The 19,082-nt window shown below is 61.5% G+C and carries 14 protein-coding genes and 1 tRNA gene; 6 read left to right on the top strand and 9 right to left on the bottom strand.

Features of this window, described 5'->3' with window-relative positions; translation table 11 throughout:
• Nucleotides 1-173: 173 nt before the first annotated feature.
• Genes MKI83_RS08505 through MKI83_RS08495 form a run of 3 tightly spaced genes read right to left on the bottom strand, consistent with a single transcriptional unit; the run spans nucleotide 174 to nucleotide 4,368 of the window.
• Complete coding sequence (locus MKI83_RS08505; RefSeq protein WP_241584904.1) at nucleotides 174-1,337, bottom strand: iron-containing alcohol dehydrogenase; 1,164 nt, start codon at nucleotides 1,335-1,337, stop codon at nucleotides 174-176.
• A 20-nt stretch (nucleotides 1,338-1,357) separates the two neighbouring features.
• Entirely contained in the window at nucleotides 1,358-3,136 is a 1,779-nt protein-coding gene (locus MKI83_RS08500) for an acyl-CoA dehydrogenase C-terminal domain-containing protein (RefSeq protein WP_241584903.1), read from the bottom strand.
• Nucleotides 3,133-4,368, bottom strand: coding sequence for a 3-hydroxyacyl-CoA dehydrogenase (locus MKI83_RS08495; RefSeq protein WP_241584902.1), 1,236 nt, complete (start codon nucleotides 4,366-4,368; stop codon nucleotides 3,133-3,135). Before MKI83_RS08495 ends, MKI83_RS08500 begins: the two co-directional genes overlap by 4 nt.
• A 94-nt stretch (nucleotides 4,369-4,462) precedes the next feature.
• On the opposite strand from MKI83_RS08495, the gene MKI83_RS08490 reads away from it, so the two are divergent.
• The 3 genes from MKI83_RS08490 to MKI83_RS08480 all read left to right on the top strand — a co-directional run bounded on the left by MKI83_RS08490 (nucleotide 4,463) and on the right by MKI83_RS08480 (nucleotide 6,911).
• Nucleotides 4,463-5,368 (top strand): LysR family transcriptional regulator, encoded by a 906-nt coding sequence (locus MKI83_RS08490; protein ID WP_241584901.1) that lies wholly within the window; start codon nucleotides 4,463-4,465, stop codon nucleotides 5,366-5,368.
• Between the two features lie 57 nt (nucleotides 5,369-5,425).
• Nucleotides 5,426-6,274 carry a helix-turn-helix transcriptional regulator gene (locus MKI83_RS08485; RefSeq protein ID WP_241584900.1) on the top strand — a complete coding sequence of 283 codons (849 nt, stop codon included), beginning with the start codon at nucleotides 5,426-5,428 and terminating at the stop codon, nucleotides 6,272-6,274.
• A gap of 79 nt (nucleotides 6,275-6,353) precedes the next feature.
• The gene (locus tag MKI83_RS08480; RefSeq protein WP_241584898.1) at nucleotides 6,354-6,911 is read left to right on the top strand and encodes a YbhB/YbcL family Raf kinase inhibitor-like protein; all 558 of its coding nucleotides are present in this window, start codon (nucleotides 6,354-6,356) and stop codon (nucleotides 6,909-6,911) included.
• A gap of 3 nt (nucleotides 6,912-6,914) precedes the next feature.
• Here the strand turns inward: MKI83_RS08480 and MKI83_RS08475 are convergent, their stop codons facing one another.
• The 6 genes from MKI83_RS08475 to MKI83_RS08450 form a co-directional block, all read right to left on the bottom strand.
• Nucleotides 6,915-9,458: a LuxR C-terminal-related transcriptional regulator gene (locus tag MKI83_RS08475; RefSeq protein WP_241584897.1), complete on the bottom strand. Its 2,544-nt coding sequence runs from the start codon at nucleotides 9,456-9,458 to the stop codon at nucleotides 6,915-6,917.
• A 100-nt stretch (nucleotides 9,459-9,558) separates the two neighbouring features.
• Nucleotides 9,559-10,920 (bottom strand): DUF1329 domain-containing protein, encoded by a 1,362-nt coding sequence (locus tag MKI83_RS08470; protein ID WP_241584896.1) that lies wholly within the window; start codon nucleotides 10,918-10,920, stop codon nucleotides 9,559-9,561.
• Between the two features lie 20 nt (nucleotides 10,921-10,940).
• A complete protein-coding gene (locus tag MKI83_RS08465; protein ID WP_241584895.1) occupies nucleotides 10,941-12,779 on the bottom strand; it encodes a DUF1302 domain-containing protein in 1,839 nt (612 codons plus the stop codon).
• Nucleotides 12,780-12,995: 216 nt separating this feature from the next.
• Entirely contained in the window at nucleotides 12,996-14,330 is a 1,335-nt protein-coding gene (locus tag MKI83_RS08460; protein WP_241584894.1) for a spinster family MFS transporter, read from the bottom strand.
• A gap of 167 nt (nucleotides 14,331-14,497) precedes the next feature.
• A complete protein-coding gene (locus MKI83_RS08455) occupies nucleotides 14,498-15,715 on the bottom strand; it encodes a CaiB/BaiF CoA transferase family protein (protein ID WP_241584893.1) in 1,218 nt (405 codons plus the stop codon).
• A 13-nt stretch (nucleotides 15,716-15,728) separates the two neighbouring features.
• A complete protein-coding gene (locus MKI83_RS08450) occupies nucleotides 15,729-16,898 on the bottom strand; it encodes an acyl-CoA dehydrogenase (RefSeq protein ID WP_241585362.1) in 1,170 nt (389 codons plus the stop codon).
• A 231-nt stretch (nucleotides 16,899-17,129) separates the two neighbouring features.
• Here MKI83_RS08450 and MKI83_RS08445 point away from each other — a divergent pair.
• From MKI83_RS08445 to MKI83_RS08435, 3 genes are all read left to right on the top strand, one after another.
• Nucleotides 17,130-17,206: transfer RNA gene (locus MKI83_RS08445), tRNA-Arg, on the top strand.
• A 356-nt stretch (nucleotides 17,207-17,562) separates the two neighbouring features.
• Nucleotides 17,563-17,760: a hypothetical protein gene (locus tag MKI83_RS08440; protein ID WP_241584892.1), complete on the top strand. Its 198-nt coding sequence runs from the start codon at nucleotides 17,563-17,565 to the stop codon at nucleotides 17,758-17,760.
• A 41-nt stretch (nucleotides 17,761-17,801) separates the two neighbouring features.
• Nucleotides 17,802-18,941 (top strand): hypothetical protein, encoded by a 1,140-nt coding sequence (locus MKI83_RS08435; protein ID WP_241584891.1) that lies wholly within the window; start codon nucleotides 17,802-17,804, stop codon nucleotides 18,939-18,941.
• The last annotated feature ends 141 nt before the right edge of the window (nucleotides 18,942-19,082 follow it).

The raw sequence follows: 19,082 nt of genomic DNA, 5'->3' as shown, positions 1-19,082 counted from the left end.
AATAGTTTGATTCGCCGGCTGTATTGCCAGCCATTGACCACCCCTCTCCCGCTGGGAGAGGGGCCGGGGGTGGATATCTCAAGCGGCTCCGAGCTGCCTGCATCGCCCTCAGCCTAGTTATGCCCTCACCCTAGCCCTCTCCCAGAGGGAGAGGGGAATACAAGCAGAGGGATTCAATACGCCGCCTGATAGATGGCCAAGGCATCGGCCTCGTGCACCTCGCGCGGGTTATTGACCAGCAGGCGCTGCTGCAGCAAAGCGTCGCGCGCTAAGGTGGGCAGCAGGCTGTGCGCCACTCCGGCTTCACTCAGTCGGCTGGGTAGCCCGCAGCGGCGGTTTAGCCCGGCCAAGTAGTGGATGACATCGGCGCAGCGTTGCCCGGTGCCGCTGCCGCGGTAGTTGTCGCCCAGTAGCAGCGGCGCCAGTTCGGCATACAGCGGCGCGGCGGCTGGGGCGTTAAAGCGCAGTACCTCTGGCAGCACCAAGGCATTGGCCAGCCCGTGCGGCAGGTGGCAATGCCCGCCCAGCGGATAGGCCAAGGCATGCACGGCGGCCACTGGCGCATTGGCAAACGCCTGTCCGGCCAAGCAAGCGCCGAGCAACATGGCCTGACGTGCTTCGCGCTGAGTGCCGTGGTGCACGGCTTGCTCCAAGTTGCCCGCGAGCAGGCGTAGCGCCTCGCGGGCGAGTAAGTCCGACAGCGGGTTTTTCTTCAGCTTGCTGGTGTAAGCCTCGATGGCATGCACCATGGCGTCGATGCCGGTGGCGGCGGTCACCGCAGGCGGCAGGCCTAAGGTCAGCTCGGCATCCAGCAGCGCCAAATCCGGCAACAGCACCGGTGAGACGACGCCTAGCTTAGTGGTTTCGCCGGTGGTGACGATGGCAATCGGGGTGACTTCCGAGCCGGTGCCTGCGGTGGTCGGCACCTGAATCAGCGGTAAGCGCGGGCCGCGCGCTTGGTTCACCCCGTACAGCTCGGCCAAGCTTTGTCGCTGATTGGGGTGGGCGAGCAGCGCCACCAGCTTGGCTACATCCAGCGAGCTACCGCCGCCAAAGCCGACCACCAGCTCCACGGCCAGTTCACGGGCTTGTTGCGCGGCGCGCAGCACAATGGCTTCGGGCGGGTCGGCGAGCACTTCATCGAACACCGCCACGTGCAGCCCGGCTTTGCTGAAGCTGGCTAAGCAGTCGTCGAGCAAACCGCAGCGCACAATGCCGGGGTCGCTGATCAGCAACACCCGCTGCGCGCCGCGCTCGCGGCATAACTCGCCCAAACGGCTGGCCGCGCCCGGCTCACAGAGAATTTGCGCGGTGGTGGCAAAGCTAAAGGCTTGCATAGTCGGCTCTCGTGCGGGGGTTAAAAGGCAAAGTGCTCGGCATCCAGCGCCAGCAAACAGGCGGCGCCGCCCAGCAAGGCTTCGCGGTGCGCGCTGGCACGCGGCAGGATGCGCTTTAGGTAAAACGCCGTGCTGTGCAGCTTGGCTTGGTAAAACGCATGCTCGTCGCTGGCGTTATCCAGTGCTTGCTGGGCACATTCGGCGGCGCGCAGCCACAGGCTGGCGAGTAGCACATAGGCGCTGTAGTGGAGGAAATCCACCGACACCGCGCCGATCTCCTGCACATCGGCGTGGCAGCGTTGCAGCACCTCGGCGCTCAGCGCCCGCCACTCGGCCAAGCGCTGTTGCACCGGCGCGGCCAAGGCGGCCAGTGCCGGATGCTGCGCGGCGCGCTCGGCCTGCGCGGCGCATTCATCGAGCAGTGCGTTGAGTTCGGCACCGCCGTCGCCGAGCACTTTGCGGCGGATCAGGTCGAGCGCCTGAATACCGTTGGTGCCCTCGTACAGTTGGGTGATGCGGCTGTCGCGCATTAGTTGTTCCATGCCCCATTCGCGGATATAGCCGTGCCCGCCGTACACCTGCACGCCGAGGCTGGCGACTTCTTGGCCAAGGTCGGTGACAAAGCCCTTGAGGATAGGGATCAGCAGCGCCGCCCGGCGGGCCGCCGCGCTGTCGTGTTGCTGTTGTTCGTTATCCAGCTGTAGCGCCGTGTAGGCAGCGAGCATGCGCGCGCCTTCGACCAAGGTCTTCTGGGTCAGCAGCATGCGCCGCACATCCGGGTGCACGATGATCGGGTCGGCCGCCTGTTCCGGCACTACGGCACCGACCAAACCGCGCGACTGCAAATGCTCGCGGGCATAGCGCAACGCGCCTTGGTAGGCCGCCTCGGCAATCCCCAGACCTTGCAGGCCGACTTGAAAACGCGCGTCGTTCATCATGGTGAACATGCAGGCCAAGCCTTGGTGGGCGTTGCCGATCAGATAGCCGCTGGCGCCATCGAAGTTCATCACGCAGGTGGCGGCACCTTTGATGCCCATCTTGTGTTCCAGTGCGCCGCAGCTGACGGCGTTGCGCGCGCCTAAGCTGCCATCGCCATTGGCGATGAACTTAGGCACCAAAAACAGCGAGATGCCTTTGACCCCCGCTGGGGCGTCGGGCAGGCGGGCGAGCACCAGATGGATGATGTTTTCCGCCAGATCGTGCTCGCCGCCGCTGATAAAAATTTTGCTGCCGCTGATGCGGTAGCTGCCGTCGGCCTGCGGCTCGGCGCGGGTGCGCAGCAGGGCTAAGTCGGTGCCGGCTTGGGCTTCGGTCAGGCACATGGTGCCGGTCCATTGGCCGCTGACCAGCTTGGCCAGATAGTCGCGTTGCAGTGCGGGGCTGCCGTGTTTGTGCAGCGCCAGCACGGCGCCTTCGGTGAGCCCGGAGTAAATCCGCAGCGACAAACAGGCGCTCATCAGCATCTCGTGCACGCAGGCGGCTACCAGCAGGGGAAAGCCCTGCCCGGCAAAGTCTTGCGGGCCGGTCATGCTCGCCCAGCCGTGCTCGACATACTGGCGATACGCGGCGCGAAAGCCCTGCGGGGTGGTCACCTGGCCGTTGTCTAGGTGGCAGCCTTGCTCATCGCCGCCACGGTTGAGCGGGGCCAGCTCGTGGGCGGTGAAGTGCGCGGCTTCTTCCAGTACGCCGTCGATCAGCTCGCGGTCCAGTCCCGTGCCGAGCGCGGCGCAATGCGCGCTGGCGTCGAACAGCTCGTGCACAACAAAACGCATGTCCCGCAGTGGCGCTTGGTAACTCATACCTGGCCCCCTTGCACATCGCTGAAGCGCTTGCCGTAGGCAGCTAAGCGTTCGATCAGCGGCGCCGGTTGCCAATGTGCGCCGTGCTGCGCTTGCAAGGCGCGCAGGCGGGCGGCGATATGCGCCGGGCCTTGGTCGTCGGCCCAGCTCATCGGCCCGCCTTTGGCCGCCGGAAAGCCGTAGCCGTTGAGATACACCAAGTCGATATCGTGGCTATTGGCGGCGATGCCTTCGGCGAGAATCTTCGCCCCTTCGTTGACCAGCGCGAGCAGGCAGCGCTCGCGGATTTCCTCTTCGCTGATCGCACGGCGGGTCATGCCTAAGCGCTCGCTCACCGCGACCACCAGGGCATCGACGGCGGGGTCGTGCTGCGCCTCGCGACTGCCTTGGGCGTAGCGGTAATAGCCTTGGCCGCTCTTCTGGCCGAGGCGGCCCAGCTCGCACAGGCGGTTATCCACTTGCACCGCCGGGGCGTCTTGCCCGCTGCCGGCCAGTTCGCGGGCGCGCCATTCCAAGTCGATGCCGACCACGTCGTACATGCGGAACGGGCCCATGGCAAAACCAAACTGTTGCAGCACACCATCTACCTGCGCGGGCAGCGCGCCTTCGAGCAGCAACATGCGCGCTTCACGCACGTAGGTGTGCAGCATGCGATTGCCGATAAAACCATCGCAGTTACCGGCCACCACGCACACCTTGCCCAAGCGCTCGCCCAAGGCGCGCGCGGTTTCTAGGGTGGCGGCGCTGGTGTGGGCACCACGGACGATTTCCAGCAGCTTCATGATGTGCGCCGGGCTGAAAAAGTGCAGGCCCAGCACCTGTGCCGGGCGCTGGGTGACGGCGGCAATGGCGTCGATATCCAGCGCCGAGGTATTACTGGCCAGCAGCGCCACGGGGCGTAGGGTGGCGTCTAAGGTGCGGAAGATCTCCTGCTTTAGGGCGAGATTTTCGTACACCGCCTCGATCACCACATCGGCATCGGCCAGCGCCGCGTAGTCGCCCACCGGATGCACATTGGCTAAGCGCTCGGCGGCCTCGCTGCAAGTGAGGCGGCCCTTGCTGATTTGCTGCTGCCAGACGTCTTCGAGGTTGCGCAGGCCCTGTTCGAGCATCTGCGGGTTGTTGTCGAGCCAGAGCACCTCCAACCCGGCATTCGCCAAACTGATAACAATGCCCCGACCCATAGTGCCCGCGCCGATCACGGCGGTTTGGCGAATTGCGCTTGCGTGCATGACCTGCCCTCGCAGAGTGAAAAACCTGCACAGCACCTTAGGCAAGGGCTTACTATTTGAGAAATTGTTAGTTGTGATAGGTTGGATTTAGCCAGTGAATATATTGAACTTCGATCTCAACCTGTTGCGCGTGCTCGATGTGCTACTGCGCGAGCGCAATGTGTCGCGTGCGGCCGAGCAGCTGGCGCTCAGCCAACCGGCGGTGAGTAACGCCCTAAATCGCCTGCGTGAAACGCTGGATGACCCGCTGTTGGTGCGCGTGGGCCGCCAGATGCAACCCACCCCACGCGCCTTAGCGCTGGAGGCGCCGCTGCGCCAAGCCTTGCAGCAAATCGCTTGGCAACTGAGCGATGGCCGCGACTTCGACCCGGCGCGCGCCGAGCAACGTTTCGAGATTGCCGTCACCGACTACGTGGAGCAGCTGCTAATGCCCGAGCTGCTGGCGCGCCTCGCCGAACAAGCGCCGGGGCTGGCCGTGCGGGTGCGTCACTTAACCCCCCAGCTGCCGGCTGAAGCGCTGGATAGCGGCGAGCTGGATGTGCTTATCGGGCGCTTTTTCGAGGTGCCGAACCGCTTTGCCCGCCGCCCTTGGCGCAGCGAAACTTTGCGCATTGTGGCTGCCCGCGAACACCCGCAGCTGCGCAGCGCGCCGGATTTAGCGCAGTTTTTGCGCTTGCGCCACCTGTGGGTTAGCGGCGGGCAAACGCGCGGCATGGTCGATCAATGGTTGAGCGAACAAGGCCTCAGCCGGCAGGTGGTGTACACCACGCCCAACTACCTGCAAGCCGCGCACTTGGTGGTCGGCAGCGATTTAGTCACCGTCTTGCCCACCAGCTTGGCCGAGCATTTTGCCCAGTTACTGCCGCTGGCCTTATACCCGCTACCCTTCGCCTTGGGCCCGTTTCACCTGCAAGTAGTCAGCAGCGCACTGCGCGCCCGCGACCCGGCGCTGCAATGGCTGCTGGAACAAATCGACCAACTGCGCGGCACGGCGGCGTAGCTCCGCTGGGCTGGTGGCATTATCCTGCCCAGCGATAAATCGGCAGGAGGCCGCCGCATGCACACCCTTATCCACGCCTGCCAAACGCTCGCCAGCCAAGACCGCGCCTTGCCCTTCGCGTTGTACAGCGCGGTGCACGCCCAGCATCTGCGCAATGTGACCATTGCCAAGCCGCTGCTGGTGGTGGTGCTTAGCGGCAGTAAAGCGTTGGGCTATGCCGAACCGCTGACCTGCCGCACCGGGGACTTTGCCTTGCTGGCCAATAACGCCACCCTGAGCGTGCGTAACCTGCCAGAGGCGGGGGATTACTTGGCCTTGTTGATTGAGTTCGAGTACGCCGATTTCGCCCCGCTAACGGCCAACCACCCCAGCGGGGCGTTGCCCAGTGTGCCTAGCCAGAGCAGCCCGGCACCGCGTTATGTGCATGGCACGGTAGAGCCTTTGCTGCACACCGCGCTGCTGCAATTTGTGCAGTGGTCGGCGTGTGCCCCGGCGGCGTTGTGGCCGCTGCGGCGCCAAGAGTTACTGCAGCTATTGGCTGTCAGTGGTTACCCGGCGGTCAGCCAACTGTGCCTGCCGCCCAGCCTAAGCCAGCGGGTTTATGCCGTGCTCGGCGCCGAGCCTAGGCAAACGCCGGATGCCGCCACGCTGGCAGCGCAGCTGGCGATGAGCGAAGCCACCTTACGGCGGCGTTTGAGCGCCGAAGGCACCAACCTGCAAACCCTCAAAGACAGCGCCAAACTCAGCCGTGCGCTGCACCTGCTGCAAACTGGCTTTGCGCCCATTGGGCAGATTGCCGAGCAGTGCGGCTACCACTCGCAGTCGCGCTTTACCGAGAAGTTCAAACAGCACTTTGGCCTCACGCCCACGGCGCTGCGGCGGACCCGATTGCGCGAAACAGGATAATTATTGCGCGCTTTGGTGCTAATCAGCCCGGCGCGCCGCGAGTAGGGTAAAGGCTCCATGCACAGCCTTAGGAGTCATCATGTTTATTGTTAAACACCCCTTAGCCTGGTTGGCGCCCTTGGCGCTGGTTGCCCACAGCGTGGCGGCCGAGCCCTTTACCTTGCGCAGTGCCGACATCGCGCACGGCGAATTTATGAACAAAGCGCAGGAGTTTGCCGGGTTTGGCTGCAACGGCGCCAATCGCTCGCCGCAACTGAGCTGGAGCGGCGCCCCAGCCGGCACGCAAGCCTTTGCTGTGTTTGCCTACGACCCCGACGCCCCCACCGGCAGCGGCTGGTGGCACTGGCAGTTGGTGAATATCCCCAGCACAGTGACCAGCTTGCCCAGCGGCGCGGGCGATGCCGAGCAGCCGCGTGCGCCTAAAGGCAGCCAGCACACCCGTAACGATTACGGCGTAGCGGGCTTTGGCGGCGCGTGCCCGCCAGAAGGCCACGGCGCGCACCGTTACCAGTTCACCGTGTTTGCTTTGTCGCAACCGCTTGAGCTGCCCGCCGGGGCCTCGGCGGCACTGACCGGTTATATGGTCAAGGCTCATGCCTTGGGCTCTGCCAGCTTAGAGGCACTTTACAAGCGCTAAGACTTAACCCAGCCAACCCTGTGCCTTGGCGTAAGCCACGGCTTGGGTGCGGCGCGCTACGCCGAGTTTGACGTTGATGCGCCGGGCGTGGGTTTTTACCGTGTGCAGCGAGATAAACAGCCGCTCGGCGATCTGTTGGTTAGAGTCGCCAGCGGCGATGCGCTCAAGCACATCGCACTCGCGCTCCGACAGCGGGCAGGCTTGGCTGGCCTGTTGCTGGCCATGTAAACGCTCTGGCCACGGCGCTTGGCTGAGCAAGCTGTGGCAGTCCGGCGCCCAGCGTGCGTAGTGGCGCAGTAACGGCCAGTGTGGATGGCTTTCGGCGTGGCTGAGCGCGCTGTGCCACGCCTGCTGCGCGCCTTGACTGTCGCCCTGCACGGCCAGTGCTTGACCGTAGATCAGGTAAGCGGCGCTGGCTAAGGCCATGCCTTGCTGGCGCAGTTGCGCGGCCAGCGGGGCCAAACGCGCGGCACAGGCAGCGGGTTGGTTTAAGTGCAATTCGGCTTGGGCGAGCAGCACAGTGCAGCGCGGAATCAGGTCATAAAAGCCCGAGGGCGCCAGTTGCGTGTGGCTGGCCATATCACCCAGCACTTGCTGGGCAATGCTCTGCGCTTGTTCGGCTTGGCCCTGTTGCAGCGCCAGCCAGGCGTGACCGTAGCGCAGCACTTGGCGGTAGCGCGCCGGTGAGACATGCAGCCACTGCATTTGCCGTTCGGCGCGGCGCAAGGCGTCGTGGGCTTGGTCGAATAAGTCGAGCGCGAGGGCCTGTTCGACTTGGCTCATGTAGCCCAGCAGCAGGTAGGCGTCTTCGCAACTGTGTGCTTCGCGCAGGCCGTGGGTCAGTGCGTTGCGGGCCTCCTCCGGGTGCTGGCGACTATCCAGCAGTTGCCCTTTGAGCAGCAGCAGGCGGGCATACACCGGGCCGCGCACGCTGTGTTGCTCAAGGCTGTTGAGTGCCTGCTGACACAGGCTTAAGCCACGCGCCAGATGCCCTTGCAAGGACAAGAGGTGTACCCAGTCGACACTCAGCAGGGCTTCAAACAGGCTGTTGCCGCTCTCGCGTGCTTGGCGCAGGCCTTCTTCGATATGTTGCTCAGCCAGCCCCAGCTGCTGCTCGGCGAGCGCCTGCTGGGCCAGTGCCTGATGGCAGAGGATATGCTGCGACCAGGCTTTGCGCGGCAAATAGGCCAGCGCTTCGCCACACAGCTGGGCGGCGTCGGGTAGGCCGCGTTGGCGGCTGAGCACACCTTGAATGGCTTGGTATTGCGCCAACAGCTGGCGCTGGCGGGTGGCGTCGGGTTGCGGCAGAAAGTTGGCCAAAGGTGCTAAGCACGGCTCAACATCATCGAGCTTGGCGCAAATGATCAGCGCCCACGCTTGCAGGGTGATCAGGCGCGGCGTGCTGCGCAGCAGCTCGGCGGGCAGGGCGCTGCGCCAGTGTAAAAACTGCGCCACGCTGTGACCTATCAGCAGTTGGTCTTGCCCATAACGCTGCAGATATGCGGCGGCGATTTCGTTATCGCCGGCCCACACCGCGTGTTCTACCGCCTCGCGTAGCAGGCCTTGTTGGGCAAACCACTGGCAGGCCAGCAGGTGACTTTGCTTGATAGGCAGCAGTGCGGGCAGGCGACGCAGGCATTCGGCCAGCGGTTGCCAGAGTCGATACCACTGTCCTTGGCTATCCAGCGGGAGCAAAAACAGCTGCTGCTGAGCGAGGGTATCCAGCAGGCTGGCGCCGCCTTGTTCGGCCAGCAGTAATTGGCACAGTTCGGCATTAAAACGTGGCAGATGGGCGAGCAGGCACAACGCTTCGCGCAAGGGCTCCGGCAGGCCGCTGAGCACTTCGTGCTGGATGTAATCGGTCAGTAGCGGGCTGCCTTGGCGCAGTCGCTCGCTGAGTTCTGCCGGTTCACCGAGCAGCAGCAGGCAAACCCCGGCCAGCCAGCCTTCGCTCTGTTGCAGCAGGGCCTTGCGGCTGGCGCCGGGCAGGTTAAGGGCGCGGGCTTTGAGCAGCTGATCCAGCTCGTCGCGCGTCAGCGCTAAATCGGCGGCGTTCAGCTCACGCAGATCACCCTGCAAGAGCAGGCGCGGTAGGTGCCACGCCGGGCGACGGCGCCCGCTGATCCACCAGCACACGGTGTGCGGGGTGCGCTCTAAGAGTCGCTCCAGCGCGGCGTCTAGGTCGGCGTTGGGTTGTCTGGGGTAGTCGTCGAGCACAATCCACAGCGGTTGCCGTGGGCGTTGCAGCAAGGCGCACAGCTGGTCAAACGGCTCGGCGGCGCTGCGGGTGTGGTCTAGGGCGCTGCTTAAACGGTTGGCGAGCGTATCGAGGGTTAGCGGTTGGCCGAGTAAATCTAACCAGAGCACTGCGGTGTTGCTGGGGGCTTGGCGCACGCATTCGTTGAGCAGCACGCTTTTGCCAAAACCCGCCGGTGCGCAGATCAAATTGACCCGGCTGCCTTGTTGCAGGCGTTCGGCCAGCCGCGCGCGCGGTGCGTGGGCGTGGGGTAAGCGGGGCAGGTGACTGTAACGATCAGAGGCAGGCATAACGGCAGCGCTGTTGGTTGTTGTGGTTTGAGTATGTCGCTTGGCGAAAAAAAGGCGACCGCAAGCGGTCGCCTGAATACAGGAGCAACGTCGTCAGTGATCAGCGCACGCCAGCGTTACGCAGCGCCGCCGGGGTGAAGTCTTTGGCGGAGGCCTCGGTGCCATACAGCACGCCGACTTTCTCTTCGTTCTTCATGCCGATGGCCAAGTAACGGCCAACGGTGAGGTCGTAGAGCGCTTCGAAGGCATACACCGGGGCTTCGACCGCGTAGTGCTGCAGGAGCATGGCTTGCCCCACGCGCCACAGTTGGCCACGGCCGTCGTATAGCTCGCTGGCGGCGATCTGCCAGGTGTCTTCGTCGAAGTAGAAGCGGCGTTTGGCGTAGATGTTGCGCTCGCCGTTTTTCAACGTGGCTTCCACTTCCCAAACCCGGTGCAACTCGTAGCGGGCCAGCTGCTGGTTGGTGTGCCCGGCTTGCAGAATTTGCTCGTAGCTCACCTTGGGCGAGTCCAGCTCGTAGTTGTTGTAGGGGATGTACAGCTCGCGCTTGCCGATCAGCTTCCAGTCGTAACGGTCGGGTGAGCCGTTGAACATGTCGAAGTTGTCCGAGGTGCGCAGGCCGTCTGAGGCAGTGCCCGGGCCGTCGTAAGCCACCTGCGGGGCGCGGCGCACACGGCGTTGTCCGGCGTTGTATACCCAGGCCATGCGCGGCTCGGCCACTTGGTCGAGGGTGTCGTGCACCAACAGCACGTTACCGGCTAAGCGCGACGGCGCGGTGACGCGTTGCTTGAAGAACAGCAGCGCGTTGCTGGCACGCTCCGGCGCGAGGTCGGGCATGTTGCCGGGGAAGGCCACTTCGTCTTCAAAACGCACGATGGTGAACGCGCCATTGGCTTGCGGCGTGGCCTGCACGATGTTGCGTTTGAGGTTGCCGCCGCGGTAGCGGGTGATGTGGTTCCACACCACTTCTAAGCCATTTTGCGGAATCGGGAAGGCGTAGTAGCGGCTGTCGGCGAAGTTTTTCAGCCCGTTGCCACCGGCGAGCAATTGCGTGTTCAGCGCGCTGCGCTTGGCCGCCTCGTTAATGGCTTGCGGTACGCGGGCCGTGCGGTGGCTGGGGTACACCTTGATCACAAAGCTTTGCGGGTAGCGCTTGAGCAGGGCGATCTGCCCCGGCGCCAGCTTGCTTTCATACTGGGTGTAGTTGTCGGCGGTGATGGTGAACAGCGGCTGTTCGCTGGCAAACGGGTTGCTGAGAAAGCCGCCGGCGTCCATCTGCCCGGCATCGGGGCCTAGGCCGCCGGTCCACGCGGGAATGCTGCCGTCGGTGTTGCCGGCCAGTTCTCCGCCGAGTGGGGTGAGTGCGCTGCCGAGTTTATCGGCTTCGGCCGGGCTGACCGCGGCCACGCTGTAACTGCTCACCGCCAGCGCTAGGGCGGTGACTAAGGTGCGAAGCATCATACAAAGCATCCTGTACTGAATTAGAAGTTGACGCCGACGCTAAAGGCCACGAAGTCGCGGTCGGTCAGGGTGTTGTAATCACCGCCAAAGAAGTCGGTGTACGACAGGCTGGCGGTGTAGGTGTTTTGGTAGTCGGCATCCACACCGAGGCTCACGGCCTTGGCGCCTTCGTTGAAGGTGGGGCCGTAGCCATCCACGTCATGCGCCCACGAGACGTTGGGCTTGAGGTTCACCCCGGCAAAGGCGTTGCTGTATTCCCAGATACCGCGCACTCGGTAGCCCCACGAGTTGCTAGTGGTGAAACCGTGGTAGCCGTAGTCGCGCGCCGCCGCCACGTTGCTGGCGGCGGTGCCATAGGGCGAGCCGTAGATCGAGTCGCGGCCATAGCGCAGCTCGTTTTGGCTCTCCAGATCGCCGATGTGGGTGTAGCCCAGCTCGCCGACCACAGTGAAGCGCCCGGCGCCCATCACTTGATCGAAGAAGTGCGTGAAGGTGGTTTGCAGCTGAGTAACCGGCTTGCGACGGTAGCCGGCAACATCCTGACTGCCTTGCGCCATGGCTGCGGCCACCCCACCGGCGCCCCCGCCGGCGGCGGTAAAGGCCCCGGCGGGAATGGTCGCCAGCTTGCCGGTCATGTCGGTGCCGTTGATTTGCAGCGGCTGGTTGGGGCGATAGCTCAGCTCACCCGACCACGCGGTGCCGGTGGGCAGACTGGTGGAGAAGCTCAGGCCATACAGGCGAATATCCTCAGGGTATTCGAGGTAGTAGCGGCCGTTACCCAGCAGCAGCGGTTGCGCCAAGGCGCCGCCGGCGGTGGTGAAGGCGCTGGCAATTTGCGCCGGGGTGGCGGTGGTGAAGCTCACGTTGGGTGTGCGGCTGTGGTAGTTGATGAAGTACGCGCCGTATTCGGCGTTATCGCCCAGCCAACGTAGTGCCACGCCAAACTGGCCGTCATCACGCGCATCGCGGTCGCCGCCACGCGGCACAATCAGGCCTTCATCGACGAGGGTTACACCACGGCTGGCCAGCAGTGGCTTAAAGCCTTGTAGGCCACTGACGGTGCCACGGTCGAGAATCGTGTAGTTGTTCACGCAGCCATCGGCCAGCACATCGGTACCGAAGAAGGTGCCGCAGTTATCCAGCACGGTCTGGTCCCATTCCAGTTGGTAGAAGGCTTCGGCGCTCAGGCGGTCGGTGAGGGTCTGCGAGACATAGAACATGTTGACCGGAATCAGACCTTCTTTGAGCTCGGCACCGGGGCGGCGCAGCGCCGACACATCAAACGGGTTGATGGCGTTGATGCTGTTGCCGATAAAAGTGCTCTCGCCCCAGCTGACCACTTGCTTGCCCAAGCGCACGGTGCCGGGCAGATCGGCTATTGCGTAGTTGTGGTAAACGAACGCGTCGAGCAGCTCGGCGCCGCTGGCTTGCGCGCCTTGTTTGCGGTTGCTGTCGTCGATGTCTTTGAACAGGCGGCTCTCGTCTTTGAGCTCAAAGTCGTACCAGTACTTGCCGCGCAAAAACACGCCGCTATCGCGGTAGCGCAGCTCAAGATCGTGGATGCCCTTGAATATTTTCGAGAAGGTTTCGCCCTTCTTGAAGTTCAAGCGGCCATCGTCACCGGTCTGCGTGTAGCCGGTGCCGTAGCGGCTGTTGCTGGCGCGGTTGGCGCTGCCGACTAAGTCGGGATCGGCGCCGCGCACGCTCCAGCTGGCGCCGAAGGTGAGGTTGGAGTCGAGCTGGCCTTCGATCTCGCCAATGTTGAACGTGACGGCCATGGCCTCGGCGCTCATGGCCATGGCGATCGCCAGCGTTAGTGCGTGTGGCTGGAACAATCCCGGCCTTGTTCTTGTTGTCATACGGCTCTCCGCGGTTGGGGTGTAACTGCACGCACCCTAACCAGCGGTCCGCAGAGCGATAAGCGCACCAAGGAATGATTTTGCCTGTCGCTCGAAAGTATGAAAGCCCACGGTTAACGGGCTCTAGAAATGCAAAAAGCCCCAATGAATGGGGCTTTATTGCTTTGGGTGATGGGTCATCCTTTGGCGGATGCCCTGTGCGCGTGAGCGACTGCCTTAGCGTGCGGCGGACCACTGTGCCAGCGTGCCTAAGCTGGCGCGGTACGGCGCCAAGCCACGGCCCAACAGCCAGATCGAGCTGAGCACGGCGAGGCTACTCACCCCCGCCAGCGAATAACGCAGCGCGGCGGGGTCGCCGAGCACGAAGTCGGTCACTAATGCCACGGCGGTGGGGCCTAGGCCTAGGCCGATCAGGGTGATCACGAACAGGTAAATCGCCGAGGCTTGGCCGCGCATGCTGTTGGGCATTAGCTCTTGAATGGCCGCTGGCGCCACGCCAAACGGCATGCTGAGGAAGAACACCGAGGGCACCAGCAGGGCGGTGGCTAACCAAGGGTCGTTCACCAGCGGGAACAACGCCACGCTGGGTAGCGCGCCTACGGCGGCGTACCAGCCCACGCGCATGTTGGCATCGTCCTGACCCCGGCGGCGCAGCCAATCGGCCAAACGCCCGCCGGACAAAATACCCAAGCAGCCACACACAGCGACGACCGAGCCGTAGACCACGCCCACTTGCCCGGCATCCCAGCCGTAGGTGCGAATGTAAAAGGTCGGAATCCACGCCGAGCTGCCATAACCGGCCAGCGCCAAACCGGCAAAGCCCAAGTTGTGGTGGATCACCGTGCGGCGAATGCTGCCGAGGTAACGGCCCACTTCGGCCAGCGGAATTGCTTGCCCGGCGCTCACGCCACGGCGCACCGGCTCACGCACGGCCAGCATCAGCAGGGTAAACAGCACCCCGGCGACGCCGAGTAATAAAAAGATGAACTGCCAAGGGCGCACTTCGCCCACCACCGGCAGCTGCACATTGCCTTGTTGCTGGGCAAAGCGAATCACCAGCCCGCCGAGCAAAAACGCCAACCCCGAGCCTAAGTAAACGCCCATCGAATACACGCTCATCGCGGTGGCGCGGCGCTCGGCGGGAAAGCTATCGGCAATTAGCGAATAGGCCGCTGGCGACAACGCGGCCTCGCCGACGCCCACGCCAATCCGGCCGATCAGAAACTGTCCGTAGCTTTTCGCCAAACCGCAAGCGGCGGTGGCGGCGCTCCAAAACAGCACGCCCACGGCAATCAAACCCCGGCGGCTGCGGGTATCGGCCAAACGGCCCAGCGGAATGCCACACACGGTGTAAAACAGCGCAAACGACAAGCCCATCAGCAGGCTCATCTGCGTGTCGTTAATGGCTAAATCGCGCTGAATGGGGCCGACTAAGAGATTAAGAATTTGCCGGTCGATAAACGACAGCACATAGGCCAGCATTAGAATGATGACACTGCTCCAGGCAGCCAGCGCAGAAGGGTAGGGCGGTTGGTTCGGGGCAGCAGACATGGCAACACTCCAAGGCAGGGGGATGGGTTCCAGCGTGCAAGAGCCCCCAGCCTAGGCAGCGATAGGCACTGGGCCTATCGCTCGAAGGTATTATTGGCGGTGTTATTGGCGTGTTGAATCACGCTGATGGCGCACCCTGAATACCCGCGGCCATCCCAGCCGCGCCGCTACACTACCCCGTTGCCTTGCAAGGCGGCAATCTCTGCGGCGCTCAGCCCCAGCACCCGCGCGAGCACTTGCGCGCTGTGCTCGCCCAGTTGTGGCGGTGGCAGGCGGTAGTCCACCGGACTGGCCGAGAGGCGCAGCGGGCTGGCCACTTGCGGCACGCTGCCCAAGGCGTGGGGCATCTCGATTTTTAAACCGCGCGCTACGACGTGTGGGTCGGCAAACACTTGCGCCAGATCGTTGATGGGGCCGCAAGGCACGCCGACGGCCGCCAGTTGGCTAAGCCACTGCGCGCTGGTTTTAAACACCGTGGCTTGGCGGATCAGCGGAATCAGCTCGGCACGATGCTCCACCCGTGCGCGGTTGCTGGCAAAGCGCGGGTCATCGGCCCACTCGGGTTTGCCAGCGACTTGCGCGAACTTACGGAATTGACTGTCGTTACCCACCGTTAGAATGAAATCTCCATCGGCCGTCGGAAAGCTCTGATACGGCACGATATTGGGGTGCGCGTTGCCCAAGCGTTTGGGCGCTTGGCCGGTGGTCAGGTAGTTGAGTGCCTGATTGGCCAAGCAGGCGACTTGCACATCCAGCAGTGCGGTGTCGATGTACTGACCAACGCCTTCGCGCTCGCGGTGCTGCAAGGCAGCGAGCACAGCAATGCTGGCGTACAGGCCGGTGAGCACGTCGGTCAGCGCCACGCCGACTTTCATTGGGCCAGCGCCGTCGCTGCCATCCGGTTGCCCGGTGAGACTCATCAAGCCGCCAAGACCTTGCACCATAAAGTCATAACCGGCGCGGCTGGCGTAGGGGCCGTCTTGGCCGAAGCCGGTGATCGAGCAATAAATCAGCCGCGGATTGAGTGCTTGCAGGCTGGGGTAGTCGAGACCGTAGGCGGCCAAACCGCCGACTTTAAAGTTCTCCAGCACGATGTCTGAGCGCGCTGCCAGCTCGCGCACCAAGCGCTGCCCCTCGGGTTGGGTGAAGTCGATGGTCAGCGACTCTTTATTGCGGTTGGCGCACAAAAAATACGCGGCTTCGCGGCTGTCGTTGCCGTCGCGGTCTTTGAGATAAGGCGGCCCCCACTGGCGCGTGTCATCGCCGGTGCCGGGCCGCTCCACCTTGATCACCTCGGCGCCTAAGTCGGCGAGGTTTTGTCCACACCACGGGCCGGCCAGCACCCGCGATAAATCCAATACCCGAATGCCCGTCAGCGCGCCCATGGCGGTCCCTCCCTTAACCGAACGCGGCGATGCCGGTGATGGCGCGGCCTAAGATCAGCGCGTGCACATCGTGAGTGCCTTCGTAGGTGTTCACCGCTTCCAGGTTGAGCACATGGCGGATCACCCCGTACTCATCAGAGATGCCATTGCCGCCGTGCATATCGCGTGCAACGCGGGCAATGTCGATGGCCTTGCCGCAGTTGTTGCGCTTGATCAGCGAGACCATCTCGGCGCTGGCGTTGCCGGCGTCAAAGGCACGGGTAATGGTCAGCGCGGCGTTCAGACCGAGGGCAATTTCGGTTTGCATGTCGGCGAGCTTTTTCTGGATCAACTGATTGGCCGCCAGCGGGCGACCAAACTGCTGGCGATCCAGCGTGTACTGGCGACCGGCATGGAAGCACGCCTCCGCAGCGCCCATCGCGCCCCAAGCAATGCCCAAGCGCGCACGATTTAAACAGGCAAATGGCGCAGAAATGCTGGTGGCGTTCGGCAGGCGGTTTTCTTCCGGCACGAACACATCTTGCATCACGATTTCACCGGTGACCGAGGCGCGCAGGCTGAACTTGCCTTCGATTTTCGGTGCGCTTAAACCCGGCATGCCTTTTTCCAGCACAAAGCCGTTAATTTTGCCGTCATCATTCTTGCCCCACACCACAAACACATCGGCGATCGGTGAGTTAGTGATCCACATCTTGGCGCCGTTGAGCAGATAACCGCCGTCGACCTTTTTCGCGCGGGTTTTCATCCCGCTAGGGTCAGAACCGTGGTCCGGTTCGGTGAGGCCGAAGCAGCCGACAAATTCGCCGCTGGCCAATTTGGGCAGGTATTTCTCGCGCTGCGCTTCGCTGCCAAAGGCATGGATGGGGTACATCACCAAGCTCGATTGCACGCTCATGGCCGAGCGGTAGCCAGAGTCAACGCGCTCGACCTCGCGCGCAACCAAGCCATAGCTGACATAGTTAAGACCGGCGCAGTCGTAACCTTCGATGGTGCAACCCAGCAAGCCCAGCGCGCCCATTTCGCTCATGATCTCGCGATCGAAGCGCTCCTCACGAAAGGCGCTGCGCACGCGACTGGCCAATTTATCTTGGCAATAGGCGTGCGCCGAATCGCGCACTTGGCGCTCCTCGGTGGTCAACAGATCATCTAGGTGCAGAATGTCGTCCCAACGGCAGGCGGCCAGCTTATGTGATGCCAATTCCCCAACTCCTTTAAAGAGGCAACCCAAGCGGTTGCGGGCGTGTTGTGTTTGTTAGACAGCGTGTTTGAAATCTTTAACGCATGCTATGCCTGCACCCCACATCGGGCAAGCCACTGTGCAAAGAAATAAACATAAATGACGAAAACAGAGAAAATGACACCGCCGCCCGAGCATGGACGCCCCCCAGCAACATCGGTATCATGCGCGGCCTACGCACCAGTAGCTCAGCTGGATAGAGTACCGCCCTCCGAAGGCGGGGGTCGTGGGTTCGAATCCCGCCTGGTGCGCCATATATCTTTTAGAATCAGCATTTTGAAGAAAAAGCCAAGCATGATTTGGCTTTCTTCTAGCGTATCCGTTTGCCTGCTTCTAACGGATCATTCCGAGTTGATTCGTTCTTAAAATGACCTCTGCCCTAAAAGCTTTAAAAGGGGCCTTTTCTAGCGTGTGCCCACTCTGTGCCCAAATTGTGCCCATGGCTTTTTGAGCAAATCGTACGTACGCGAAAAAGCACGAAAAAGCTTGGAAAAATAAATCTGTCCCCTTTTTCGCCCATCTGTGGTCGAGCTACCGCGACCGTATGGGCTTAACTGAATATGGTGATTGGCTAGACGTTGACCCCTGCTTTTTAGCCCTGGGCCGCCACTTGACGGAGCGCCGCGAGCGCTATGAGGGCTTTGTAAAGCAGGCGGTAAAGTCCGAGGAAGTGAGCTTGATCCGTGAAGCACTGCAGCGCGGCCAGCTGACGGGTAGCGCAAAATTTATTGACGAAGTTGAGCAAATCACCGGCATTCGAATTGAGCAAAGGGGGCAGGGGCGCCCCAAAGCCCAAACAAACCCGTAAAATAAATCTGTCCCCTTTTTTCACCTCTAAAGGTAATTGATATGGCTTTGGGGATTCCTGCTAGAAAGGCTATATTTAGCTGCTTGTCTGGTGATCGCTGCATCGATGTGTGTTTGGTCGGAGCCACGATGTATGTGCTTTATTCGTTGGAGGATGACTGGGAACTTGGTGTTTCTAGTTATTTGAAGACTATTGATCTTGATCATTTTGATGGGATCTTTGAGTGTGGGCCTAATGATTATAAGGTGCAGGCTTCTTCTGTAAGGAAAGTTACTTTTTCGAATGGACATCTGCTTATAACTGGGGCGATGCCTGAGGTGCTTCCATTAGGTGGTGCTGCTCCAGTCTACAGTGAGGTGAACTGCAAGATTCACCCTGATTGGGGTGAGCGTGGGTGGGTCTATTATTGGAAGGGGTTGGTCTATCGTGGTTTTAGTCTTGATGCGCCTCATAAGGGGGTTTATGTTGTCGATCCGGTTCGTTCGAAAGTGCTGCGACATTTAAGCTTAGATATACCTTATTCTAAATCTTGGGATCGGTCTTTCCTGTTTGGAGAGCGTCGGAATGGAAATTTTTTGATTTATTGCTTAGATAGGGAGCAAGCTATTTTAGATGTCTCCCTTGCGCGTTATCGTCAAGGCTTTTCAAATACCCAGCTTACGGCATGTATTGAGGCTGACTTGGCTTATGTGATTGCTGGTGGCCACTTGCTGGTTTTTGATCTTGTTACTGCCTCACTGGTTCGTGAGATCAATTATCTTAATTTTCCAGAATTGCAAGCTCATATTCTTAAAGAAGGGATATGCCGTGATTGGGTTTGCGCAAGTAATCTTAGTGTTTGTGATCAGGAGGTGGTGCTAACTCACGCCAGCGCGGGTGGTTATGCTCTGTATTTGGCTCCCTTTCGTGATGAGCCGTTTGTGTGGTTTTGGTCTGCAGGATGGGGCGTTAATGCGTTAAACTGCTCCGGTGATTTAGTCTTTGGCCTTACCGGTACAAGACCTATCGCTTGGGATAAATATACTGGGGGTGTTGTTTGGGAGGTTACTAAGCCTACATCCACGAATTCAATTTCAGTGGGTGAGAAGTGGGTGGTCTTTTCTCAAACTTCTGAATATCTGCAAGGCTATCATTGCAAGAAGCCCTATATTTCACCGCATCGCCCAGTAAAAGAGAAATGAATTTTCCGGTAATTCCATTGCTTAAAGCGGCTGACTGGATTGGGAATAAGCCAGATCAAGTACAAAAAAGGGGACAGATTTATTTTTGCTGGTTGGTTGCTGGACTAAGCTGAAGGCCTCAATGGAAGGAGGTGTTTATGC

The sequence above is a fragment of the Atopomonas sediminilitoris genome (genome assembly GCF_022601735.1).
In the GTDB taxonomy this organism is placed as follows: Bacteria; Pseudomonadota; Gammaproteobacteria; order Pseudomonadales; family Pseudomonadaceae; genus Atopomonas; species Atopomonas sediminilitoris.
The sequence above is the reverse complement of the archived record's forward strand: the minus strand, read 5'-3'. Positions and strand labels throughout refer to the sequence as shown.